The 20552-nt window shown below is 71.4% G+C and carries 21 protein-coding genes; 1 reads left to right on the top strand and 20 read right to left on the bottom strand.

The window, feature by feature from the left end; translation table 11 throughout:
- Window positions 1–68 precede the first annotated feature (68 nt).
- The 6 genes from ABZT49_RS23285 to ABZT49_RS23260 form a co-directional block, all read right to left on the bottom strand.
- Window positions 69–1385 (bottom strand): aspartate aminotransferase family protein, encoded by a 1317-nt coding sequence (locus ABZT49_RS23285; RefSeq protein WP_355289404.1) that lies wholly within the window; start codon window positions 1383–1385, stop codon window positions 69–71.
- Window positions 1386–1472: 87 nt separating this feature from the next.
- Window positions 1473–2180, bottom strand: coding sequence for an ABC transporter ATP-binding protein (locus ABZT49_RS23280; RefSeq protein ID WP_355289402.1), 708 nt, complete (start codon window positions 2178–2180; stop codon window positions 1473–1475).
- A complete protein-coding gene (locus tag ABZT49_RS23275) occupies window positions 2167–2922 on the bottom strand; it encodes an ABC transporter ATP-binding protein (RefSeq protein WP_355289400.1) in 756 nt (251 codons plus the stop codon). The genes ABZT49_RS23280 and ABZT49_RS23275 overlap by 14 nt, the downstream gene beginning before the upstream one ends.
- Window positions 2919–3905, bottom strand: a complete 987-nt coding sequence (locus ABZT49_RS23270) for a branched-chain amino acid ABC transporter permease (RefSeq protein ID WP_355289398.1) — start codon at window positions 3903–3905, stop codon at window positions 2919–2921. The genes ABZT49_RS23275 and ABZT49_RS23270 overlap by 4 nt, the downstream gene beginning before the upstream one ends.
- Window positions 3906–3910: 5 nt before the next feature.
- Window positions 3911–4786, bottom strand: a complete 876-nt coding sequence (locus tag ABZT49_RS23265; protein ID WP_355289396.1) for a branched-chain amino acid ABC transporter permease — start codon at window positions 4784–4786, stop codon at window positions 3911–3913.
- Window positions 4787–4821: 35 nt separating this feature from the next.
- Window positions 4822–5964, bottom strand: coding sequence for an ABC transporter substrate-binding protein (locus ABZT49_RS23260; RefSeq protein WP_355289394.1), 1143 nt, complete (start codon window positions 5962–5964; stop codon window positions 4822–4824).
- A 152-nt stretch (window positions 5965–6116) separates the two neighbouring features.
- On the opposite strand from ABZT49_RS23260, the gene ABZT49_RS23255 reads away from it, so the two are divergent.
- A complete protein-coding gene (locus ABZT49_RS23255) occupies window positions 6117–6950 on the top strand; it encodes an IclR family transcriptional regulator C-terminal domain-containing protein (RefSeq protein ID WP_355289392.1) in 834 nt (277 codons plus the stop codon).
- A gap of 161 nt (window positions 6951–7111) precedes the next feature.
- Here the strand turns inward: ABZT49_RS23255 and ABZT49_RS23250 are convergent, their stop codons facing one another.
- The 14 genes from ABZT49_RS23250 to ABZT49_RS23185 form a co-directional block, all read right to left on the bottom strand.
- Window positions 7112–7978 (bottom strand): ABC transporter permease, encoded by an 867-nt coding sequence (locus tag ABZT49_RS23250; RefSeq protein ID WP_355289390.1) that lies wholly within the window; start codon window positions 7976–7978, stop codon window positions 7112–7114.
- A complete protein-coding gene (locus ABZT49_RS23245; RefSeq protein ID WP_355289388.1) occupies window positions 7975–8811 on the bottom strand; it encodes an ABC transporter ATP-binding protein in 837 nt (278 codons plus the stop codon). The genes ABZT49_RS23250 and ABZT49_RS23245 overlap by 4 nt, the downstream gene beginning before the upstream one ends.
- Window positions 8808–9869, bottom strand: a complete 1062-nt coding sequence (locus ABZT49_RS23240; protein WP_355289386.1) for an ABC transporter substrate-binding protein — start codon at window positions 9867–9869, stop codon at window positions 8808–8810. Before ABZT49_RS23240 ends, ABZT49_RS23245 begins: the two co-directional genes overlap by 4 nt.
- A gap of 44 nt (window positions 9870–9913) precedes the next feature.
- Window positions 9914–11032 carry a 3-isopropylmalate dehydrogenase gene (gene leuB, locus ABZT49_RS23235; protein WP_355289384.1) on the bottom strand — a complete coding sequence of 373 codons (1119 nt, stop codon included), beginning with the start codon at window positions 11030–11032 and terminating at the stop codon, window positions 9914–9916.
- Window positions 11029–11673 carry a 3-isopropylmalate dehydratase small subunit gene (gene leuD / locus ABZT49_RS23230; protein WP_355289382.1) on the bottom strand — a complete coding sequence of 215 codons (645 nt, stop codon included), beginning with the start codon at window positions 11671–11673 and terminating at the stop codon, window positions 11029–11031. The genes leuB and leuD overlap by 4 nt, the downstream gene beginning before the upstream one ends.
- A complete protein-coding gene (gene leuC / locus ABZT49_RS23225; RefSeq protein ID WP_355289380.1) occupies window positions 11670–13070 on the bottom strand; it encodes a 3-isopropylmalate dehydratase large subunit in 1401 nt (466 codons plus the stop codon). The genes leuD and leuC overlap by 4 nt, the downstream gene beginning before the upstream one ends.
- A 52-nt stretch (window positions 13071–13122) precedes the next feature.
- The gene (locus tag ABZT49_RS23220; RefSeq protein WP_355289378.1) at window positions 13123–14097 is read right to left on the bottom strand and encodes a LysR substrate-binding domain-containing protein; all 975 of its coding nucleotides are present in this window, start codon (window positions 14095–14097) and stop codon (window positions 13123–13125) included.
- Window positions 14098–14248: 151 nt separating this feature from the next.
- Complete coding sequence (locus ABZT49_RS23215; protein ID WP_355289376.1) at window positions 14249–14758, bottom strand: lipocalin-like domain-containing protein; 510 nt, start codon at window positions 14756–14758, stop codon at window positions 14249–14251.
- A gap of 24 nt (window positions 14759–14782) precedes the next feature.
- Window positions 14783–15511, bottom strand: a complete 729-nt coding sequence (locus ABZT49_RS23210; RefSeq protein WP_355289374.1) for a TetR/AcrR family transcriptional regulator — start codon at window positions 15509–15511, stop codon at window positions 14783–14785.
- On the bottom strand, window positions 15508–17151 hold the full coding sequence (locus tag ABZT49_RS23205; protein WP_355289372.1) for an AMP-binding protein: 1644 nt from the start codon (window positions 17149–17151) through the stop codon (window positions 15508–15510). The genes ABZT49_RS23210 and ABZT49_RS23205 overlap by 4 nt, the downstream gene beginning before the upstream one ends.
- Before the next feature lie 10 nt (window positions 17152–17161).
- Window positions 17162–17866: an ABC transporter ATP-binding protein gene (locus ABZT49_RS23200; RefSeq protein WP_355289370.1), complete on the bottom strand. Its 705-nt coding sequence runs from the start codon at window positions 17864–17866 to the stop codon at window positions 17162–17164.
- 13 nt (window positions 17867–17879) lie between these two features.
- Window positions 17880–18641: an ATP-binding cassette domain-containing protein gene (locus ABZT49_RS23195; RefSeq protein ID WP_355289368.1), complete on the bottom strand. Its 762-nt coding sequence runs from the start codon at window positions 18639–18641 to the stop codon at window positions 17880–17882.
- Window positions 18638–19663 carry a branched-chain amino acid ABC transporter permease gene (locus ABZT49_RS23190; RefSeq protein WP_355289366.1) on the bottom strand — a complete coding sequence of 342 codons (1026 nt, stop codon included), beginning with the start codon at window positions 19661–19663 and terminating at the stop codon, window positions 18638–18640. The genes ABZT49_RS23195 and ABZT49_RS23190 overlap by 4 nt, the downstream gene beginning before the upstream one ends.
- On the bottom strand, window positions 19660–20544 hold the full coding sequence (locus ABZT49_RS23185; RefSeq protein WP_355289364.1) for a branched-chain amino acid ABC transporter permease: 885 nt from the start codon (window positions 20542–20544) through the stop codon (window positions 19660–19662). The genes ABZT49_RS23190 and ABZT49_RS23185 overlap by 4 nt, the downstream gene beginning before the upstream one ends.
- Window positions 20545–20552 lie beyond the last annotated feature (8 nt).

Genomic DNA, 20552 nt, shown 5'->3' with positions numbered 1-20552 from the left:
AAAACTCCCGCTGCGCCGACGCTGCCGGAGCGAGCGACGACCGTAACCGGGAGTTTTCCGAGGGACATTCAGGCCGCGGCGGCGCGGTCGAGGGCGGCGGAGATCGCGGCGAGGATCGCCGCGAGGTCGTCCTCGGTCATCGGGGTCGAGAGCGCCATCAGGCCGTAGCTCGCCATCAGCACGCCCTCGTCGAGGAGGGCGCGGAAGAACGCCGCCTGCCGCGCCGCCTCGGCCGGACCCGCATGGGCGGAGCGGTAGTCGCGCACCGGGCGGTCGGTGAAGTGGATCTTCATCAGCGAGCCGAGGCCGGTCGCGCCGCCCGGGACGCCGCTGCGGCGGAAGGCCTCGTCGATCCCGGTCCGGACCCGCTCGCCCATCGCGGCGAGGCGGGCGAAGGCGGGTTCGTCGAGAAGCTCCATCGCCGTGAGGCCCGCCCGCATCGTCACCGGGTTGGCCGAGAAGGTGCCGCCCGCCGGCAGGGCGGGCTTGCCCTCGCTCGGGTCGAACACCGCCATCACGTCGGCCCGGCCGCCGGTGGCGCCGACCGGGAACCCGCCGCCCATGATCTTGCCGAAGCAGGTCAGGTCGGCATCCACCCCCCAGAGCGGCTGGGCGCCGCCGTGGCCGAGGCGGAACGAGATCACCTCGTCGAAGACCAGGAGGGCGCCGACCTCGCGGGTCACCTCGCGCAGGGCCTGGATGTAGGCGCGGTCGGCCGGGACGAGGCCGGCGCGGTTCGGCATCGGATCGACCAGCACGCAGGCGAGGTCGGGGCCGTGGGCCCGGATGAGGCCGACCGCCCCGTCGATGTCGTTGAACGGGATCGTGACGACGTCGTCGAGGACTCCTTGCGGCGTGCCCTTGGCGTAGGCGACGGAGGCCGGCGGCGCCTGGGTCCAGCTCGCGGCGGGCGTCTCGAGGCTGACCTCGGCGTAGTCGTAGGAGCCGTGATAGGCGCCCTCGCACTTGGCGATCTTCGCCCGCCCGGTGAAGGCGCGCGCCGCCTTCAGGGCGTTCATCACCGCCTCGGTGCCGGAATTGCTGAAGCGGACCCTGTCGACGGAGGCGACGCGACCGCAGAGCAGTTCGGCGAGCTCGACCTCGGAGACGGTCGGCAGGCCGGGGGCGCTGCCGAGGCGCACCTGGCGGCAGGCCGCTTCGACGATGGCCGGGTGGGCATGGCCGTGGATCAGCGAGGTGAAGTTGTTGATGCAGTCGATGCGGGCGACGCCGTCAAGGTCGACGACGCGGCAGCCCTCGCCGCTTTCGGCATAGAGCTGATAGGGCTTCATGAACACGGTGGTGCGGGTGTTGCCGCCCGGCAGGCTCGCGCGGGCGCGGTCGTGCATCGCCTTCGAGCGCGACGCCGCATCGGGATAGGTCATGGACTTGCTCCTGATCGTGACGCCCCACGACCCGCAAGCGGGCCCCGGGTGCGACGGATGACTCTGCCCGCAGGGGGCCGTGACGTGTCAGCGGCCGAGATAGGCCTCGCGCACCCGGGGATCGGCCTTGAGCGCGGCAGCCGGACCGGCGAGGACCACGCGGCCGGTCTCGAGCACGTAGCCGCGATCGGCGACCGCCAGCGCCAGCACGGTGTTCTGCTCCACGACGAGGATCGTGAGGCCGCTCTCCCGGATGCGGCCGACGCGCTCGTAGACCTCCTCGGCGAGCCGCGGAGCGAGGCCCAGCGAGGGCTCGTCGAGGAGGAGCAGCGTCGGGCGCGCCATCAGGGCGCGGCCGATGGCCAGCATCTGCTGCTCGCCGCCCGACAGGGACCAGCCGAGCTGCCGGCGCCGCTCCTTGAGGCGGGGGAAGAGGTCGAAGGCGAAGGCGAGCTCGTCGGCGAAGGACCCGCCCGGGCGGCGCCAGGCGGCGGTGGCGACGACGAGGTTCTCCTCGACGGTCAGGCCCGGGAAGATGCGGCGGCCCTCGGGTGCCTGGGCGATGCCGAGGCGCACCCGCCGCTCGCAAGGGACCCGCTTGAGCGAGCTGCCCTTGAAGCGGATGTCGCCGCCGCGGATCGCGTTGAGCCCCGAGATCGTCTGGAGCAGCGTCGTCTTGCCGGCCCCGTTGGCGCCGATCAGCGCCACCGTCTCGCCCTGCGCCACCTCCAGGCTGACGCCGTGGAGCGCGGTGATGTCGCCGTAGGCGACCGTGAGGTCCTCAACGGCCAGCATGGGCGGCCCCCTCGCCGAGATAGGCGGCGAGCACCGCCGGGTCGGCCTGCACCTCCGCCGGGGTGCCCTCGGCGATCTTGCGGCCGAAGTTCAGCACGACGACGCGCTCGGCCAGCCGCATCACCATGCCCATGTTGTGCTCGATCAGGACCACGGCGATGCGGTCCTCGGCGCGGATCGCCCGCAGGCGCACCATCAGGTCCTCGACCTCGCCGAGATTGAGCCCCGCCGCCGGTTCGTCGAGGAGCAGCACGCGCGGCTCGCAGGCGAGCACCCGCGTCAGCTCCACCATCCGGCGGTTGCCGTAGGTCAGGGCGGAGACCGGCTGGTCGGCCAAGCGTTCGAGGCCCATGCGGCGGAGCTGGGCGAGGGCGTGCGTCCGTAAGCCCGCCTCGCCGCGCCCCGTCCGGTTCGCCGCCCCGGTCATGATGTTCTCGACCACGCTGAGGCGCGGGAACAGGCGCCCGTGCTGGAAGGTCCGCCCGAGGCCGGCGCGGATGCGGCGGTGGGGCGGCAGGCGGGTGACGTCCCGCCCGTCGAGGGCGATGCGCCCGGCCGTCGGGGCGGAGAGGCCGGTGAGGACGTTGAGCAGCGTCGACTTGCCGGCGCCGTTCGGGCCGATCAGCGCGACGAACTCGCCGTTCCCGACCGTGAGGTCGATATCGGCCAGGGCGACGAGGCCGCCGAACCGCTTGGTGATGCCGGTCGCCGCCAGAGCGGCGTTCTGCGTGGCGGCGATCATCGGCCGACGGCTCCGTCGAGACCCGCGGCGGCGTCCTGCGGCGGGAGAGCGGGGCGGCGCCAGCGCCGCAGGAGGCCGGCGATGCCGGTCGGCAGGAAGACCAGGATCGCCAGCATCATCAGGCCGAAGAACGCGAGGTAGCCTTCCCCGAGCACGCGCAGCCATTCGGGCAGGAAGGTGAGGAGCGCCGCCCCGACGATCGCGCCCGCGACCGAGCCCTCGCCGCCGACGATCAGCATCGACAGGAAGGTGATCGAGTGGGCGTAGTTGAAGTCGTCCGGCGAGACGAAGTGGACGTGGACCGCGAACAGGCATCCGGCGATCGCGGCGTAGACCGCCGACAGCACGAAGGCGGTCACGCCGACGCCGGTGACGTCGATCCCCGTCATGGCGGCGGCGGTCTCGTCGTCGCGCACGGCCATCATCGCGCGGCCGAGGCGGGAGGCGTGGATCGCGAGCGCAGCGAGGCCGAGCACAGCCAGCACCGCGAGCCCGAACCACAGGAAGGCCCGCTCGCCCTCGAGCTTGTAGCCTGCCAGCGTCAGGCCCGGGATCTGCGCGATGCCGTTGGTGCCGCCGGTCAGCTCGATCCAGTTCGCCGCGACGATGCCGAAGCTGACATTGAGCCCCAGCGTCGCCAGGGCGAGGTAATGGCCCTTGAGGCGCAGGAGCGGGTAGCCGAGCGCCGCGGCCACGAGGCCGGTCCCGGCGATGGCGGGAAGCGCGGCGAGCCAGGGCGACCAGCCGGCCTTCGTCGTCAGGATCGCCAGGCCGTAGGCGCCGAGGCCGACGAAGGCGGAATGGCCGAGCGAGATCAAGCCGGCATAGCCGAAGGCGAAGTTCAGCCCGATCACCGCGATCGCGGCGATGACCGCCATGTTGAGGAGCCGCAGGGTATATTCCGAGACGGCGAACGAGAGGGCGAAGCCGGCCAGCACCAGCGCGGCCAGCACCAGCGCGGAACGGAGGAGGGTGGAGCGCATGGCCGTCAGCCCCGGTCCTGGATGCGCTCGCCGAACACCCCTTGCGGGCGCAGGAGCAGGAACAGGATCATCGCCCCGAAGGCGATCAGGTCCTTGTAGGCCGACGAGACGTAGGAGGCGCCCAGGACCTCGGCGAGGCCGACGAACAGGCCGCCGGCGATCGCGCCCGGCAGGCTCCCGAAGCCGCCGATGATCGTCGCCGCGAAGGCCTTCAGGGCGATCGGGTCGCCCATGTTGACGTCGGCGAACCACATCGGCCCGAGCATCAGGCCGGCGATCCCTGCGAGCACGGCCGCCAGCATCCAGGTGAAGGCGAGGAGCGCGTTAACCCGCAGGCCCATCAGACGGGCCGTCCGGGCGTCCTGCGCGACCGCCCGCATGGCGATGCCCAACGCCGTGCGGTTGAGGAGGAGCCAGAGCAGCCCGATCAGGACGGCCGTGGCGACCACGACCGCGACCGCGTGGACCGGGATCACCGCGCCGGCCACCTCCAGCATCATCCCCTCGACCGGGGAGGGGAGGCGGAACGGCCACGAGCCGAAGGTGAGGAGGGCCGCGTTCTGCAGCGTGATGCCGACCGCCACTGTCCCGATGATGATCGTGACGACCGGGGAGCGGCCGAGCGGCAGGTAGACGACGGCGTAGAACAGGAGGCCGAACAGCGCCATCAGGGCGAGGGCGCCGGCATAGCCGACCGGCAGCGGCCAGCCTGCATTCACCAGCGTCGCCACGCCCGCGAAGGTCCCCAGCATGACGAACTGGCCAGCGGCGAAGTTCACCACGCCCGTGGCGGAGTAGACGATCACGAAGCCGATCGCGGCGAGCGCGTAGACGCTGCCGAGGGCGAGCCCGTTCGTCAGGAGTTGGATAAGATCAGCCATGTGCGGTCGCCGCGTCGTGTCGCCTCCCGGTCGCCTCAGTCGAGCTTGACGGTGGTGATGGCCTCGAGCGCCTTGGTGCCGGGCTTGGCCTTGACCACCGCGACGTCGTGCACGCCGTTGCCCTTCGGGTCGAAGGTGAAGGCATGGCCGATGCCGGGCCAGCCCTTCACGCCGGCGAGCCAGTCGCGCAGGGCCTTCGGATCGGTGCCGACCTGGCGCATGCCCTCCGCCATCAGCATCGCGCCGTCGTAATAGGCGAGGCCGTAGGCGTCGGCGTCCGTGCCGAACTTCGCCTTGTAGCGCTCGGCGAAATCCTTCATCCGCCCGCCGGCGCCCGGATCGACGAAGGCGTCGACGACGCCCCAGACGTTGTCGAGGTCGGCCGGCGAGAGAAGCTGGAGGGCGGCCGGAACGAAGGCCGCCGAGGAGGCGACGATCGGTACTTTCAGGCCGAGCGCCTTGGCCTGGCGCAGCAGCAGCGCGCCGTCCGCCGGGTAGCAGAACACGAAGATCACGTCGGCGCCGGCCGCGCGCAGGCGCAGGAGCTGGGCGGAGAAGTCCTTGTCGTTCTGGCCGTAGGCCTCGTTCGCCACGACCTTGAGGCCCGCCTCCTCCAGCCGCTTGGCCGCCACCCCGGCGCCGCCCTGGCCGAAATCGTTCTGGATGGCGAGGATGCCGGGCTTCGTCGCCTTGAGCTGCGCGGCCATGAACTGGACCATCGCCCGCGCCGCCAGGCTGTCGGTCGGCCGGATCCGGAACATCCACGGATTGCCGCCCTCGGCGACCGCGTCGGCGCCGCCGGCATACATCACCGGGATCGCCGCCTTGGCGATCTCCGGGGCGACGGCGAGGTTCTGCGTCGAGTAGCTCGTCACGAAGGCGAATGGCGGCTTCGTCTCCTGCGCGAGCTTCACGAAGGCCGAGACGGCGGTGCTGTTCGACGCGCCCGCATCCTCGATCACGAGCCGGATCGGCCGCCCCTTGATCCCGCCGGCCTTGTTGATGTCCTCGGCCGCCAGGGTCAGCGTGTTGAAGTAGAGCTTGCCGGTGAGGGAGAGCGGTCCGGTGGTCGGCACGGTCGCGCCGACGGCGATCGGCTCCTCGGCCGCCCGGGAGGCCCCGGCCGCCAGCATCGCGGCAGCCGCGAGGGCGAGCGTGGTCCTGCGTGTCTGAGCCATGATTCGACCTCCCGGCGCTTCACAAGACCGATGTTTCGGCCTATAAGTTCCGATTAACGGGAATTAGTTCCGTAATTCGGTTTGAGGGTACGATGGCACGGGGGATTGTCAACCGCACTTCGGCGGGCAGTTCGGATGAAACTCCGGGCGGCATGCCCGATTCCGCTTCACCGCCCGGCGCCGGGCGCGCGGTCGAGGCCGGCGGCGAGGAGGTGCACGGAAGCGGGCCGCTCGACCGCTACATGACGGTTCTCGAACTGGTCGCGAGCTTCCCCGGCGCGATCACGATGAGCGACGTGTGCACGCTGCTCGACATGCCGAAGACCAGCGCCCACCGGCTGCTGGCGGGCCTCCTCCGGGCCGGGCTCGTCGAGGGCGGGGGCCGGCATCGCACCTACAGCCTCGGCACCCGGCTCGTCCGGCTCCTGCACATGTCGGCCGAGGACGGCTGGCTCGTCGCGCTGGCGCGTCCGGCCCTCGAGGCGCTGACGGCCGAGCGTAGCGAGACCTGCTACCTGACGCGCCTCGTCGGGCACAGTGTGCGGGTCGTCTTCAGCGTCTCGCCGGAGGTGCAGTGGCGGAGCTACGTCCAGCCCGGCCTGGAGATGCCGCCGCACGCCGCGGCCACCGCGAAAGCCATCCTGGCCTTCCAGGACACGGCCTTGATCCGGAAAGCCTTGGAGCGGGATCTCCCTGCGCTGACGAGCCAGACCCGGACGGCGCGGGACACGATCCTCGACGAGTACGCCGAGGTTCGCCTGAAGGGCTACGCCACCTGCATCTCGGAGATCGACGAGGGCCTCGGCGCCCTCGGCTTTCCCGTCAGGCTCGAGGACGGACCGGTTCTCTACAGCATCGGCCTGACCGGACCGGTCCAGCGCGTGTTCAACGACGCTCTGCCCGTCCGCATCGCCAGCCTGGAGAGGACGGCCGCGAGCCTGAGCCGGGTGCTGTCGCACGGCTCGCGGATCGCCAGCCGGACCTAGAGCGCCGCCCGATCACATGGCAACACGGTGCACGGCACAGCAGGCTTGCGCGGTCCGGGAGCGACGGTCGCCGCGCCAGAACGGGCAGCGCTCCAGGTCATTGATCGTGCCGCGTTTTCCGCGACGAACCGGCACCCGCCTCGTCGCGGGATGCTCCGGGTTCACCGGCCCTGGTGGCGCGGCTGCCAGCGCAGCAGGTAGCTCTGCATGCGCTGGATCCCGGCCGACAGCACGATGCCGACGATCATCAGCACGAACACCGCGACCATCATCCCGGCGGCCTCGCCGCGCGCCTCCGATTCGATGATCAGGCGCCCGATCCCGAACTCGGCCCCGATGAACTCGCCGACGATGACGCCGATCAGCGCGAACGACACCGCCGGCGTCAGCGAAGCGAAGACCCAGGCCATCGTCGAGGGAACGATGACGGTCCGGGTGATCTGCCACTCCGAGGCGCCGAGCAGCCGCGAGGCGTTGACGTAGTCGGGATCGACCGAGCGCGCGCCCTCGAAGGTGTTGAAGAACACCAGGAACACCACGACGATCCAGGAGGTCGCGATCTTCGAGGCGTCACCGATGCCGAAGGCCAGGATGATGATCGGGGCGAGCGCGATCCGGGGGATCGAGTTCACCGCGGTGACGAAGGGCGAGGCGATCTCGGCGAGCCGCGGCGAGCGGCCGAGCAGCAGGCCGAGCACCACCCCGCTCGTCACCCCGGTGAGGAAGCCGAAGAAGGTGTTGCGCAACGTCACGAAGGTCGCGAACCACAAATTGTTCTCGTAGCGCGCCGTGCAGGCCGAGAAGGCCGTCCCGCCCGGCATCGCCCACTCGCCGGGCTTCGGATGCAGGCAGCTCAGGCGCAGGAACTGCGCGAAGATCTCGGAGGGGCGCGACACGAAGTAGGGGTCGAACAGGTCCGGCACCGCCCAGGGCGCGTAGGGCTTGAGGCTCCAGGCCCATTGCCACAGGGCGAGCAGGACGGCGACGATTCCGACCTGCCAGGCGAGGGTCGACAACCGCCGGCTCATGACTTGCGCGCCTTCTTGAACTCCTCGCCGAGCGCGTGCCAGATCCGCGAGAACAGAGCGGCGTATTCGGGCGTCTCGCGCATCGCGACGCCGTCGCGCGGGCGGGGGAACGGCACCTCGAAACTGTCCTTGATCCGCCCCGGACGGGCGGAGAACAGGATGATCCGGTCCGACAGGGTGAGCGCCTCACCGAGATCGTGGGTGACGAACAGCACCGTCTGCTTCTCCCGCTCCCAGATCTTGAGCAGCACGTCGTGCATGTCGAGCTTGGTGTGGGTGTCGAGGGCACCGAACGGCTCGTCCATCAGCAGGATCTCGGGCTCGCGCACGAGCGTGCGCATCAGCGAGGCGCGCTGGCGCATGCCGCCGGAGAGCGAGGCCGGATAGGCTCCCTCGAAGCCGGTGAGCCCGACCCGGGCCACCGCCCGGGCGACCCGCTCGCGCCGCTCGGCCTTGCCCAAGCCGGCGAGTTCGAGGCCGTAGCCGATGTTGTCGGCCACGGTCCGCCAGGGAAACAGCGTGTCCTTCTGGTAGACGTAGCCGACCTGCGGCGTGGTGCGGCCCGGAACCACCGCCTTGCCGTCGATCAGGATCGTGCCTGATGTCGGGGCGAGCAGAGTCGCGATCATGTTGAGCACCGTGCTCTTGCCGGAGCCCGAGGGGCCGAGCAGCGACACGAACTCGCCCTGGCGCACGCTGAACGAGACGTCCTCGACCGCGTCGATCCGGCGGCCGTGCAGGGCGAAGGACTTCGAGAGGCCGCGCACGTCGACGCGCACGGGCGCGAGTGCGACGTGTGCCGGGGGTGGGGGGTCGGCGAGGGCCAGCTTCATGCCGGGTACTTCGCGGCGGCGGCCTCGGCGAAGCGCGCCGCGTAGACGGAGTCGAGCGGCAGCTTCTGCACGCCGGTCATCTCGCGGAACCACACCTTGGCGCCGCGGTCGAACGCCGCCTGGTCGATCAATCCGGCCGGGTTGCCGACCGCCTTGGTCGCCTTGATCTCGATCAGGTTCGACTCGCGCGAGGTCGAGCCGACGAAGGGCTCGATCGCGCCGTAGATCTCCTCCGGCTCGTGCTTGTCGACCCACTGCCCGGCGCGCATCACGGCGTTGGTCCAGGCCTGGACCATGGCCGGATCGCGGTCGATTCGCGTCTGCAGGCAGTAATTGACCGTCACCGGCACCGTGCCGCCGATCACCGAGTCCCAGTTGCGCGGATCGGAGCCGTCGTAGAGCAGCTTGCCGTAGCCCTGGCGCTCGACCTCGCCGACGAGCGAGTAGGTGTTGATGAGGACGTCGACCTGCTTCGTCTTCAGCGAGCCGAGCATCGTGTCGACGTTGCCGACGCCGAGCCAGGTGACCATGCCGTCATAGCCGAGCTTTTCCAGGAAGTAGGTCGACCAGACATGGGTGGTGCCGCCGATCGAGGAGACGCCGACGAGGGGCTTTCGCCCGTCCGGGCGCTTCCAGGCGACGAACTTGGCGAGATCCGTGATGCCCTGCGCGTAGAGGTCGGCCCGGATCATGAATTGCAGGCCGGCGGCGATGCGGTCGACCGCGGTCAGCGCCTTGCACGGGCGCCCTTTGTTCGTCAGCAGCATCGGATGGACGAAGTCGGCGAGCGCGAAATCGCCCTGGCCCGAGGCGATGATCTCCCGGGTCTTCACGCCCGACCCGCCCTGGACGAGGCGGCTGTCGAGGCCCTCGTCCTTGAAGTAGCCGAGGCCTTGGGCGGCGAACATCACCATGTAGCTGCAGGTCGCGACCGGATAGATGCCCTTGGCGGCGGTCGCCGCGCGGGCCGTGCGCGATCCGGCGAGCGCCGCGCTCGCGCCGAGCGCCGTCACCACGGCGCGCCGGGTCAGGATGGACACGTTCGGCAGGGACGTCATGGCTCGCGGTCTCCCGGATCGAGAGTGGAGGGATCGTCGGGCCGTCAGCCCGCCAGGCGGTCGAGCGAGGCCAGCACGGAGTCCCCCATGGCGGCGGTGGAGACGGGTGCGCGCCCCGGCTCGGCGATGTCGGCGGTGCGGGCGCCGTGCGCCAGGGCGTCGCCGACCGCCCGCTCCAGCAGGATCGCGTCGTCCGGCCGCCCTAGGGTCAGGCGCAGCATCATCGCGACGCTGAGGATCGACCCGAGCGGGTTGGCGATGCCCCGCCCGGCGATGTCGGGGGCCGAGCCGTGCACCGGTTCGTAGAGGGCGGTCCGCCGTCCTCGCGCATCGGCCGGCCCGAGCGAGGCGGAAGGCAGCATGCCGAGCGAGCCCGCCGCCATCGCGGCGCAGTCCGACAGGATGTCGCCGAAGATGTTGTCGGTCACCATGACGTCGAATTGGCTCGGCGCCCGCACGATCTGCATCGCGGCATTGTCGACATACATGTGGGACAACTCGACATCCGGGAATTCCTCGGCGTGGAGCGCGATCACCTCCTCGCGCCACAGCACGCTCGCCTCCATCACGTTGGCCTTGTCGACCGAGCAGAGCTTGCCGCGCCGGCTGCGGGCGAGTTCGAAGGCGAAGCGGGCCACCCGCCGGATTTCCCCGGTGGTGTAGCTGTTGGTGTTGAAGCCGCGCCGGCTGCCGTCAGGCCGGGTCTCGATCCCGCGCGGCTCGCCGAAATAGATGCCGCTCGACAATTCGCGCACGATGACGAAGTCGACGCCCTCCAGGACGCGCGCCTTCAGCGGGGCGGATTCGGACAGGGCCGGATCGGTCACGATCGGGCGCAGGTTGGCGTAGAGGTCGAGGGAGCGGCGCAGCTTCAGGAGGCTGCCCTCGCGGCGGGCCTCCGGCGGCACCTCGGCAGTCTCCGGGCCGCCGGTGGCGCCGAACAGGATCGCGTCCGCGCCCTCGATCGCCGCGCGGGTCTCCGGCGGGATCACCTTGCCGGTGCGGCGGTAGGCCTCGAGCCCGAACTCCGCCTCCGTTACCGCGACCGGCAGCCGCCGGCGCTCGGAGAACCAGGCGAGCACGCGGCTCGCCTGGGCCGTCACCTCCGGCCCGATGCCCTCGCCGCCGATCACCGCGACGCGCATCATGTTGGTCCCGCTCATGCCGCCTCTCCCCCAAGATCTCTCGCCGCATATACCCAGGGCCGGGCCTGCCGGTCCCGCTCCTGGAAGCGCGCGATCGCGTCGGCCTGCCGGAGCGTCGTGCCGATCTCGTCGAGCCCCTGCAGCAGCGCCTCGCGCCGGCGCGCCTCGACCGCGAAGGGGACGCGCTTGCCGGAAGGCGAGACGACGACGCAGTCCTCGAGATCGACCGTGACCTTGCCGGCGCCCTGGCTCTCCTCGACCTCGCGGGCGAGGCCGGCCACGATCGACTCGTCGAGGACGACCGGCAGGATGCCGTTCTGGAAGCAGTTGTTGAAGAAGATGTCGCCGAAGCTCGGGGCGATGACGCAGGCGACGCCGCGCTCCTGGAGCGACCACACCGCGCCCTCGCGCGACGAGCCGCAACCGAAGTTGCGCCCGCTCAGAATGATCTGCGCCTCGCGGTAGGGTGGCCGGTTGAGGATGAAGTCGGGATCCTCCGATCCGTCGGCGCGGTAGCGCAGCGCCCCGAAGCACCAGGGCGCGAGCGTGCCGCGGATGCCGTTGCCGACCAGCCGCTCGATGCGGATGATCACGTCGGTATCGATGTTCTCGATCAGGATCGGCGCGGCGACGGCCTCGAGGCGGGTGAAGCGGTTCATCCGGCCCTCCTGACGTCGGCGATGGCGCCGGCGAGGGCGGCGGCGGCCGCCATCGCGGGGCTTGCCAGATGGGTGCGGGCGCGGGGCCCCTGGCGGCCGACGAAGTTGCGGTTGCTGGTCGAGACCGAGCGCTGCCCGGCCGGCACGACCTCGCCGTTGGCGGCCAGACACATCGAGCAGCCCGGCTCGCGCCACTCGAACCCGGCCTCGACGAACACCCGGTCGAGCCCCTCGGCCTCGGCCTCGCGCTTGACGATCTCGGAGCCCGGCACGACCCAGGCGCGCACCCCGTCGGCCACGTGCCGGCCGCGGGCGACGCTGGCGGCCTCGCGCAGGTCCGACAGGCGGCCGTTAGTGCAGGAGCCGATGAACACCCAGTCGACGGGGGTGCCGGCGATCGGTCCGCCCGGGGAGAGGCCCATATAGTCGAGCGCCGCCGCCATCGCGCGGGCCCGGCTCGGGTCGGCCTCGGCGGCGGGATCGGGGATCAGGCCGTCGACCGGCACGACATGCTCGGGGCTGGTGCCCCAGGTGACCTGCGGGGCGACCTCGGCGACGTCGATCACCACCTCGCGGTCGAAAGTGGCGTCGGGGTCGCTCGGCAGATCCCGCCAGGCGGCGACCGCCCGGTCCCAGCCCTCGCCTCGCGGCGCGTAGGGCTTGTCCTTCAGGTAGGCGAAGGTGGCGTCGTCGGGCGCCACCATGCCGATCTTGGCGCCGAGCTCGATCGACAGATTGCAGATCGTCAGCCGCCCCTCGACCGGCATCGCCCGGATCGACGAGCCGGCATATTCCACCGCGTAGCCGGTGCCGCCCGCCGCTCCGATCACCCCGATCAGGTGCAGGATCAGGTCCTTCGGCAGCACGCCTTGCGCCATCGCGCCCTCGAAGCGCACCCGCATGGTCCTCGGCCGGCGCTGGACCAGGGTCTGCGTCGCCAGCACGTGCGACAGCTCCGACGAGCCGATCCCGAAGGCGAGCGCGCCGAGCCCGCCATGGGTGCAGGTGTGGCTGTCGCCGCAGACGATCAGCGTGCCCGGCAGGCTTAAGGCCAGCTCCGGCCCGATGACGTGGACGATGCCCTGGCCGCGCTCGCCGACGTCGAACAGGCGGATGCCGGCCTCCCGCGTCTCGGCCCGCAGGGCGTGGAGCAGGCTCAAGCCGGTCTCGGTGGTGCCGGCGCGGCCCGCCGCGCTCGAGATCGCGTGGTCGGGCGTCGCGAAGGTGAGGCCGGGGCTGTGCACGGAGAGGCCGCGCTGCTTCAGGTCGAGCAGGCCGCGCGAGCCGCCGAGATCGTGCAGCAGGTGCCGGTCGACGTGCAGGAGCACGGCGCCGTCACCGAGGTCGCTGACGACGTGCTCGTCCCAGATCTTCGCGAACAGCGTTTTCGCCGTCATGACGTATCCTCCCCCCGCGCGGCCGTTCTCGCCGCATCGGATGCGCGCCCTCTCAGTCGGAGGGAAGCTGCGGGACGGAGGGTAGGGACGGTGCCCCCTCGCACGAAGCGCCGGTTCGGCATGCCGCCGTCGCGTTTGGAGATGGCTGGGTCAGGTAGGCGATCAGCCGGCGCGCCGGGCGCGACAGGCTGGCGTGGTCGCGCAGGCCGATATGGAGCGGGCGCAGGCGCCAGGGATCCTTGAGCGCGAGCGCGGTCAGCCCGGTCTCGCGCATCTGCCCCTCGAGGACCTGGCGCGGGACGATGCCGATCCCGAGACCGTTCTCGATAATGCGCAACTGGCCCTCGAAGCTGCCGACCCGGACCCGCACCCGAACCTCGCTACCGAGATCTTCGGCGGCGCGCCGGCACAGGGTCTCGATCGAGGAGCCGCGCTCCAGGCAGACGAAGTCGTGGTCGAGGAGATCCGCGAAGGCGACCGAGGCCCGCCCTGACAGGACGTGGCCGCGTGGCAGCACGACGACGAGCTCGTCGTGCCGGTAGGGCACGATCTGCAATCCCGGCGCCGGGATGTTGCCCCCGAAGATCCCGAGATCGGCCTGGTTGCTGGCGACCCGCTGCACGATGTCGGGGCTGATGCCTTCCTCGAGGTCGATGCGGATCAGCGGGTGCAGGGCGAGGAAGCCGGCGAGCTCCATCGGCAGCGATTCCATGATCGCCGACTTGTTCGCCGAGACCCGGATCAGGCCGCGCAGGCCGCTGGCGAAGTCGCGCAGCTCGGCATCCATCACCGCGACGCTGCCCTGGATGGTGCGGGCGTGGTGGAGGAGGGCGGTGCCGGCCTCGGTCAGGTCGATGCCCTTGGAGTGGCGCACGAGGAGCTCGGTGCCGAGCATCGCCTCGAGCTCCGAGATGCGCCGGCTGATGGCCGAGGCCGCGATATGCGCGCGCTCGGCCGCCGCCGCGATGCTCTGCTCCTCGACGACGGCGATGAAGAGTTCGAGGGTGACGAGGTCGTAGCGGTGCATGGGCCGTCTGCTGGCGATCCCGCCCGTCACCATAGCGGTATCTCGGGTCTCGGGCACGATCTTCCCGACATCATCCGCGTTCTCCGGCCTGCGGAGAGCTTTCGCGGCCTGCCGGCCTCGTCGGAGGAAGGATCGCCCGGCGCGCGGCGGCTCAGCGGTCGGGTAGGCGGTCCCAGACCAGCTTGTAGACCTGCGGCTTGCCGTCCCGCATCAGCGGGACGCTCTCGAGGTGGAGCGTGTTTCCGTCGCGCCGGAAGAAGCGGACCTGCTCCGACCCGACGTCGTTCTGGTAGGCCGAGGCCTCGACGTGGTGGACGACCTTGTCGCCCTCGACGCGGAACGTCCCGGCATAGGCCAGGAAGCTCGCATAGGCCTCCGCCTTCTCGGATTCCGCCGCCTTGAGCCGGTCGCCCTTCATCGGCTTGCGGCCGTCATAGGCGATCACCGCCGCCATGCGGCCGCCCGAGAGGTAGTGGATTAAGCCCGTCGGGTGCGGACCGTAGGCGGCCGGGTTGACCTCACGGCCGTCGATCCAGGCGGAGACCGAGCGGAGCTTCCAGGTCCCGTAGAAGTCGGCCGGCTCCGCCGCCTGCGCGTCGGCCGCAGAGACCAGGCCCATCGCTGCCGCGATCACGGTCGGTCCTTTCCGAAAACCGGTCATCGTCCATCCTCCCGTTCTTCAGGGTTACTTCTTGCTTCTCGGGGATCGCGCGCGGATCCCGTTGAGGAAAACGTCGAGGTAGACGTCGATATGCGTCTGCGCGAGCGGGTGGATGTCGCTGCCGCCGCTGCGGGCGAAGAGCCTGAGCAGGTAGGAGCGCGCGCCAGTGAGGAGCGCGGCGACGACCTCGATCTCGTCGTCCGAGAAGCCGCGCAGCTCGCCCGCCTCGCGGCTCCGGATCAGCGAGCGCCGGTAGCGCTCCTGCATCTGCCGCATGAAGCGGTTGAACGCGTCCGGCGCGACCACCTCCGCCTCGTTCATCACCCGGTCGATCTCGGGGCGCTGCGCCAGGTAGGCGAAGTTGGCGGTGATGCCCCGGCGCTCGATCTCTTCCAGCGAGCGGCTGTCGCGGATGGCGGCGCTGATCGCGTCGAGCATGTCGTTGCCGATCTCGAGCAGCAGGACGTCGAACAGGGCCTGCCGGCTCGCGAAGTGGAGGTAGAAGGCGCCGTGCGCGATCCCCGCCTCGGCGGTGATCCGGGCGATGGAGGCCCCCGCATAGCCGTGCCGGCCGACGACCCGGCCAGCCGCCGCGACGAGGGCCGCCCGCGTCGCCTCGTTCTTGGCGAGCTGGCGGCGGGTGCTCGGCCGCTTGCGCGCCCCTGGCGCCCTGCTGTCCGGGGTCTTGTCGTCCGGAGCCTCCGCCGGCTCGTCCCCGGCGCGATCCTCCCGGGCAAGGTGGTCCTCGTTCACGCGGACATGGCCCGCTTGGCGACGATGTCGGCGATCATGGCGCGCAGGGTGTCCTTCTTGATCTTGCCCGAGGCCGTCCGCGGCAGTTCCTCGACGATCTCGAGGTATTCGGGGATCTTCTGCCGGGCGAGGCCGGCCTTTTCCAGATGCCGCCCGAGCTCGGCGAGGTCCGGTGCGCCGGATTCCGCCGGCACGACGTAGGCGCAGACCGTCTCGACGAGGCGCGGATGCGGCATCGCCACGACGGCGACCTCCCGCACGAGAGGGTGCCGGTGCAGGGCGTCCTCGATCTCCTTGGCCGAGATGTTCTCGCCGCCGCGGATGATCAGGTCCTTCTTGCGCCCGGTGACGACGACGGCCCCCTCCGGCGAGACGTAGCCGATATCGCCCATGCGGAACCAGCCGTCGGGCGTGAAGGCGGCCTCCGTCTCCCGCGCGTCGGCGTAGCCGGCGAACAGGGCCGGGCCGCGGACCTGGAACTCGCCCTCCCGCCCGGGCGCGACGGCGGCGCCCGCCTCGTCGACGACCCGCGTGTCGTAATCGACGATCTCGCCGTCGGACTCGGCCGCGAGATCCGCCGTGCCGTCCCCGACCCAGCCGAGCGTCACCATCGGGGCTTCGGTCGAGCCGTAGACGCGGCAGGCGCGCCCGTTCGCGAAGCACGCATTGGCGCGCCGCACGAGGCCCGGCGGGACCGCTGCGCCGCCGCAGGCGAAGACCTTGAGCGAGGGCAGACGGGAGCCGGCGCGCTCCGCCGCCTCCACCAGTTCGGCGAGGAACGGCGTCGCGCCGACCGTGACCGCCGCGCCGTGGCGATCGATGAGGGCGACGGCCTCGTCCGCCTGCCAGCGCTCCATCAGGACCGTGCCGACGCCGTGGTAGAACGGCATCTCCAATCCCCAGCTGAACCCGGTGATGTGGGTCACCGGCGAGGGCATCAGCGACGTGTCGCCGGGCCGAAGGCCCCAATGGACGAGGCAGCGCTCGAGGGAGCGCGGCATCGTCTCGTGGGTGTGGAGCACGCCCTTCGCCCGGCCGGTCGTGCCCGATGTGTAGAGGATCATCTTCACGGCCTCGGCCCGCTGCGCGGGCCACGGCACGGCGGCGCTGCCCTGCATCAGGTCGTCGAGGGCGATCTCGCCGGCCAGAGCCTCGCCGCGGGCGACGATCCGGTGCGTCAGGTCGGGCAAAGCCGGGGCGAGGTCGCGCAGCATCGCCGCGTAGTCGAAATTGCGATAACGCTCGGGAACGATCATCGCCTTGGCCTGGCAATCGGCGAGCGCCTGCGCGACCTCGGCGCCGCGGTAAATCGGCACGATCGGGACCACCACCACCCCGATCAGCGCACAGGCGAGGTCGACCGCGACGGCCTCGAGCCAGTTCGGCAGCTGGAAGGCGAGTACGTCGCCGGGGCGCAGACCGAGGCCCCACAGGCCGGCCGCCAGCCGCTCGGCCCGCACCAGGGCCTCGCCGTAGGTGAGGGCGTCGTCGGCGGACCGGGCGCAGATCCGGTCCGGCTCGCGCAGGGCCCAGTCGCGGGCGTCCTCGGCGATGGTGCGGGCGCGCCACGCGCCGCTCGCGCGCCAGCGCGCGATCTCGCCCGCGTCGATCCGCGTGTCCCAGCCGCCGAGATCCTTCATGGCTTCAACCTCATAGCGCGAGATACTCGCTCTCGAGCTCCGGCCGGGCGTCGAAGGCGGCCCAGTCCCCGGAGAACACGATGGTGCCCGAATCGATCAGGTAGAGCCGGTCCGTGCAGGCGCGGGCGAAGTCGACGTTCTGCTCGGTCACGAGCAGGGCGAGGTTCTCGGCCCGGCGCACCCGGGCGATCTCCCGCGCCAGGTCCTCGACGATCAGCGGCGCCAGCCCCTCGGCCGGCTCGTCGAGCAGGAGCAGCTTGGGCCGGGGCACGAGGCCGCGCCCGACCGCCACCATCTGCTGCTGCCCGCCCGAGAGCCGCGCGCCGCCCCGGTCCAGGATCGGCTGCAGCAGCGGGAACAGCGCCGCGACCTCGGCGACGCTGCGCGGCACGATGCCGGGCCCGCAGGCATGGGCGGCGAGTTCGAGGTTCTCGGCCACCGAGATGTGGCCGAAGATGCGCCGGTCCTCCGGGACCAGCGACAGGCCGAGACGGGCGCGCCGGTGCGTCGGCAGGCCGTCGAGGGGCCGACCCTCGAACCGGACCGGGCCGGCGCTGCGCGGTCCGGCATCGAGCAGCGCCTTGAGGAGCGTCGACTTGCCGGCCCCGTTGCGCCCGAGCAGGGCCACGCCCTCGCCGGCCCCGACCGCGAGGGCGACCCCGTGCAGGACGTGGCTGTCGCCGTAGAAGGCGTCGAGCGGGCCGACCTCCAGCATGGGCTCCCTGCCTTCACCCATGACGTCCGCCCCGCCCGAGATAGATGTCGCGCACGAAGGCATTCGCCCGCACCTCGTCGGGCGTGCCCGACGCGACGATCTCGCCGTAATGCAGCACGCTGATCCGCGTGCCGATCTGGAAGACGACGTCCATGTCGTGCTCGGTCAGGACCAGGGTGGCGCCGGTCTCGCGGACGATCCGCTCGACGAGGCGGACCGAGGCCCTGCGGTCGCCCGACGCCATCCCGGCCGTCGGCTCGTCGAGAAGGAGCAAGCGCGGGCGCAAGGCCAGCATCATCGCGAGCTCCAGGCGCTTCTTGTCGCCGTGGCTGAGGATGCGGGCCGGGGAATCCTCGCGCGGGTCGAGGCCGAGATCGGCCAGTATGGCTTCGGCCTCGTCGCGGATGTCCGGCCGCGGGCGGACCCGCAGGCTCGGGCGGGAGGTCTTCGCCCCGCGCGCCTCGATCGCCACGACGACGTTCTCGACCGGATTCATCTCGCCGAAGATCCGCGCCACCTGGAACGAGCGCCCGATCCCGGCCCGCACGCGCCGGAATCCTGCCAGCGCCGTGACGTCCCGCCCCTCGAACAGGATGCGGCCCGCCATGGCCGGGACCTCGCCGCAGAGCGAGCGGAAGAACGTGGTCTTGCCGGCACCGTTCGGCCCGATCACCACGTGGCGCTCGCCGGTCGCGACCTCGATCGACACGTCCTTGAGGATCGTGGTCCGGCCGTATCCGGCAAACAGCCCCTGGACCGACAGGCTCTTCGTCATGGCGCACCTCCGGCGGGTGCGGCGCGCGGGGCGACGGCGGCCGTCCGCGGGCGCGCCGGATCCCGGCGGCGCAGCAGCCGCGCCGCGAGGCCGAGGATCCCGCCGGGCACCGCCAGCACGACGGCCAGCAGCAGCCCCCCGGTGATCAGGTCGGACGCGCCGGCGAGGCTGCGCGTGCCGTACTCGACGGCGGCGTAGACGAGCGCCCCGACGGCCGGCCCCCAGAACGTCCCGGCCCCGCCGAGCAGCGTGAACAGGATCGGCTTCGTCGATTCCGCCCAATGGGCGAGGTCGGGGCTGACGAGCGAGGTGAGCGGCGCGCCGAGGCCCCCGGCGAGGCCCGTCGCGGCGCCGGCGATCGCGAAGGCCTGCAGGCGGCGCCGCTGGACGTCGATGCCGAGGAAGGCCGCGCGCATCGGGTCGAGCCGCACCGCCCGGAGCGAGCGTCCGAGGCGCGACTGGGTGATCCACCACAGGATCGCCGTCACGAGCGCCGCCGCCAGGACTACGAAGGCGTAGTAGCGGTCGCCCGGGCCGAGGTCGATCGCGCCGACGCCGAAGGAGAGCGTCGGGCGCGGGATCCCGGTCAGCCCGTCGTTGCGGCCGAAGAACCGCGTCTTGGCGATGACGGCGTGGACGAGTTCGCTGAAGGCGAGCGTCAGGATCGCGAAATAGACGCCCTCGGTGCGGCGCAGGGCGATGAGGCCGATCAGCACGGCCAGGACCGCCCCGACGAGGGCGGAAGCCAGGAGCACGAGCAGGAAGGGGATGCCCGGCGCGTTGAGGAGCAGGAGCGCCGTCGCGTAGGCGCCCGCCGCCGAGAAGGCGGCCTGGCCGAAGGACAGGAGACCCGCGGTCGAGAACAGGAAGTTGTAGGAGAGCCCGAGGACGACGTTGATCGCCACGATGCCCGCCATGAAGACGACGCCGCGGTTCACGAAGGCCGGGAGCGCCAGCGCGCAGCCGACCACGAGGGCGAGCGTCAGCAGGAAGGCCGGGGCGGGGGAACGGGTGCGCGTCATGCCAGCCGCCCGGAGCCGAGGAGGCCCTGCGGCCTGACAAGGAGGAGGACCGCGAGGGCGACGAAGAACAGGATGCCCGGCATGTCGGGCAGGAGGGCGGTCCCGAAGCTGTCGACGAGGCCGAGCAGCAGCGAGGCCAGGAAGGCGCCGCGGATCGAGCCCATCCCGCCGATGATGACGACGCCGAAGGCCTGGATGATGAAGATGCCCGCGAGGTCCGGCGACAGGCTCTGGTTGGCGACCAGGAACCCGCCCGCGAGCCCCGCGAGGGCGAAGCCGAGCGCGACGGTGGCGGAATAGACGAGCCCGACATTGACGCCGAGCAGCTGCGCCATCCAGGGATCCGCCGCGATGGCGCGGATCAGCTTGCCGGCCGCCGTCAGGTTGAGCAGCCATTCGAGCGCCAGATAGACCACGATCCCGGCGGCGATCACGAACATCGCGTAGTGCGGCATCACGAGGTCGCCGAGGATCGTGACCTCGAACAGGGCCGCTGGCGGCTGGGCGCTCTGCACGTTGAGCCCCCAGATCAGCTTCACCGCGCCGTTGCAGACGAGGAGCAGCGCGTAGGTCGCGACGAGCACGTAGGCCCCGTCGACCTCTGCGAGGCGCCGGAACACGGCGCGGTCGACCACGAGCCCCAGGATTCCGACCACCAGGGCGGCGGCGAGGCTCGCTCCCAGGAACGCGACGAGGCTCGTCGATCCGATCGCCGCGCTGATCGTGAACGCCAGGTAGGCGCCGATCATGAAGAAGCCGCCATGGGAGAAGTTCAGGACGTGCAGGATCCCGAAGACGAGCGTCAGCCCGGCCGCGACCAGGAACGTCGCCATCCCCCAGCCGAGGGCGTTGAAGAGGAGAGAGGGCCAGTCGGCGAGCATGCGCGCCT

The organism is Methylobacterium sp. EM32, from assembly GCF_040593685.1.
Classification (GTDB): domain Bacteria; phylum Pseudomonadota; class Alphaproteobacteria; order Rhizobiales; family Beijerinckiaceae; genus Methylobacterium.
Note: the sequence above shows the minus strand (reverse complement) of the source record. Positions and strands in the feature narration are given on the sequence as shown.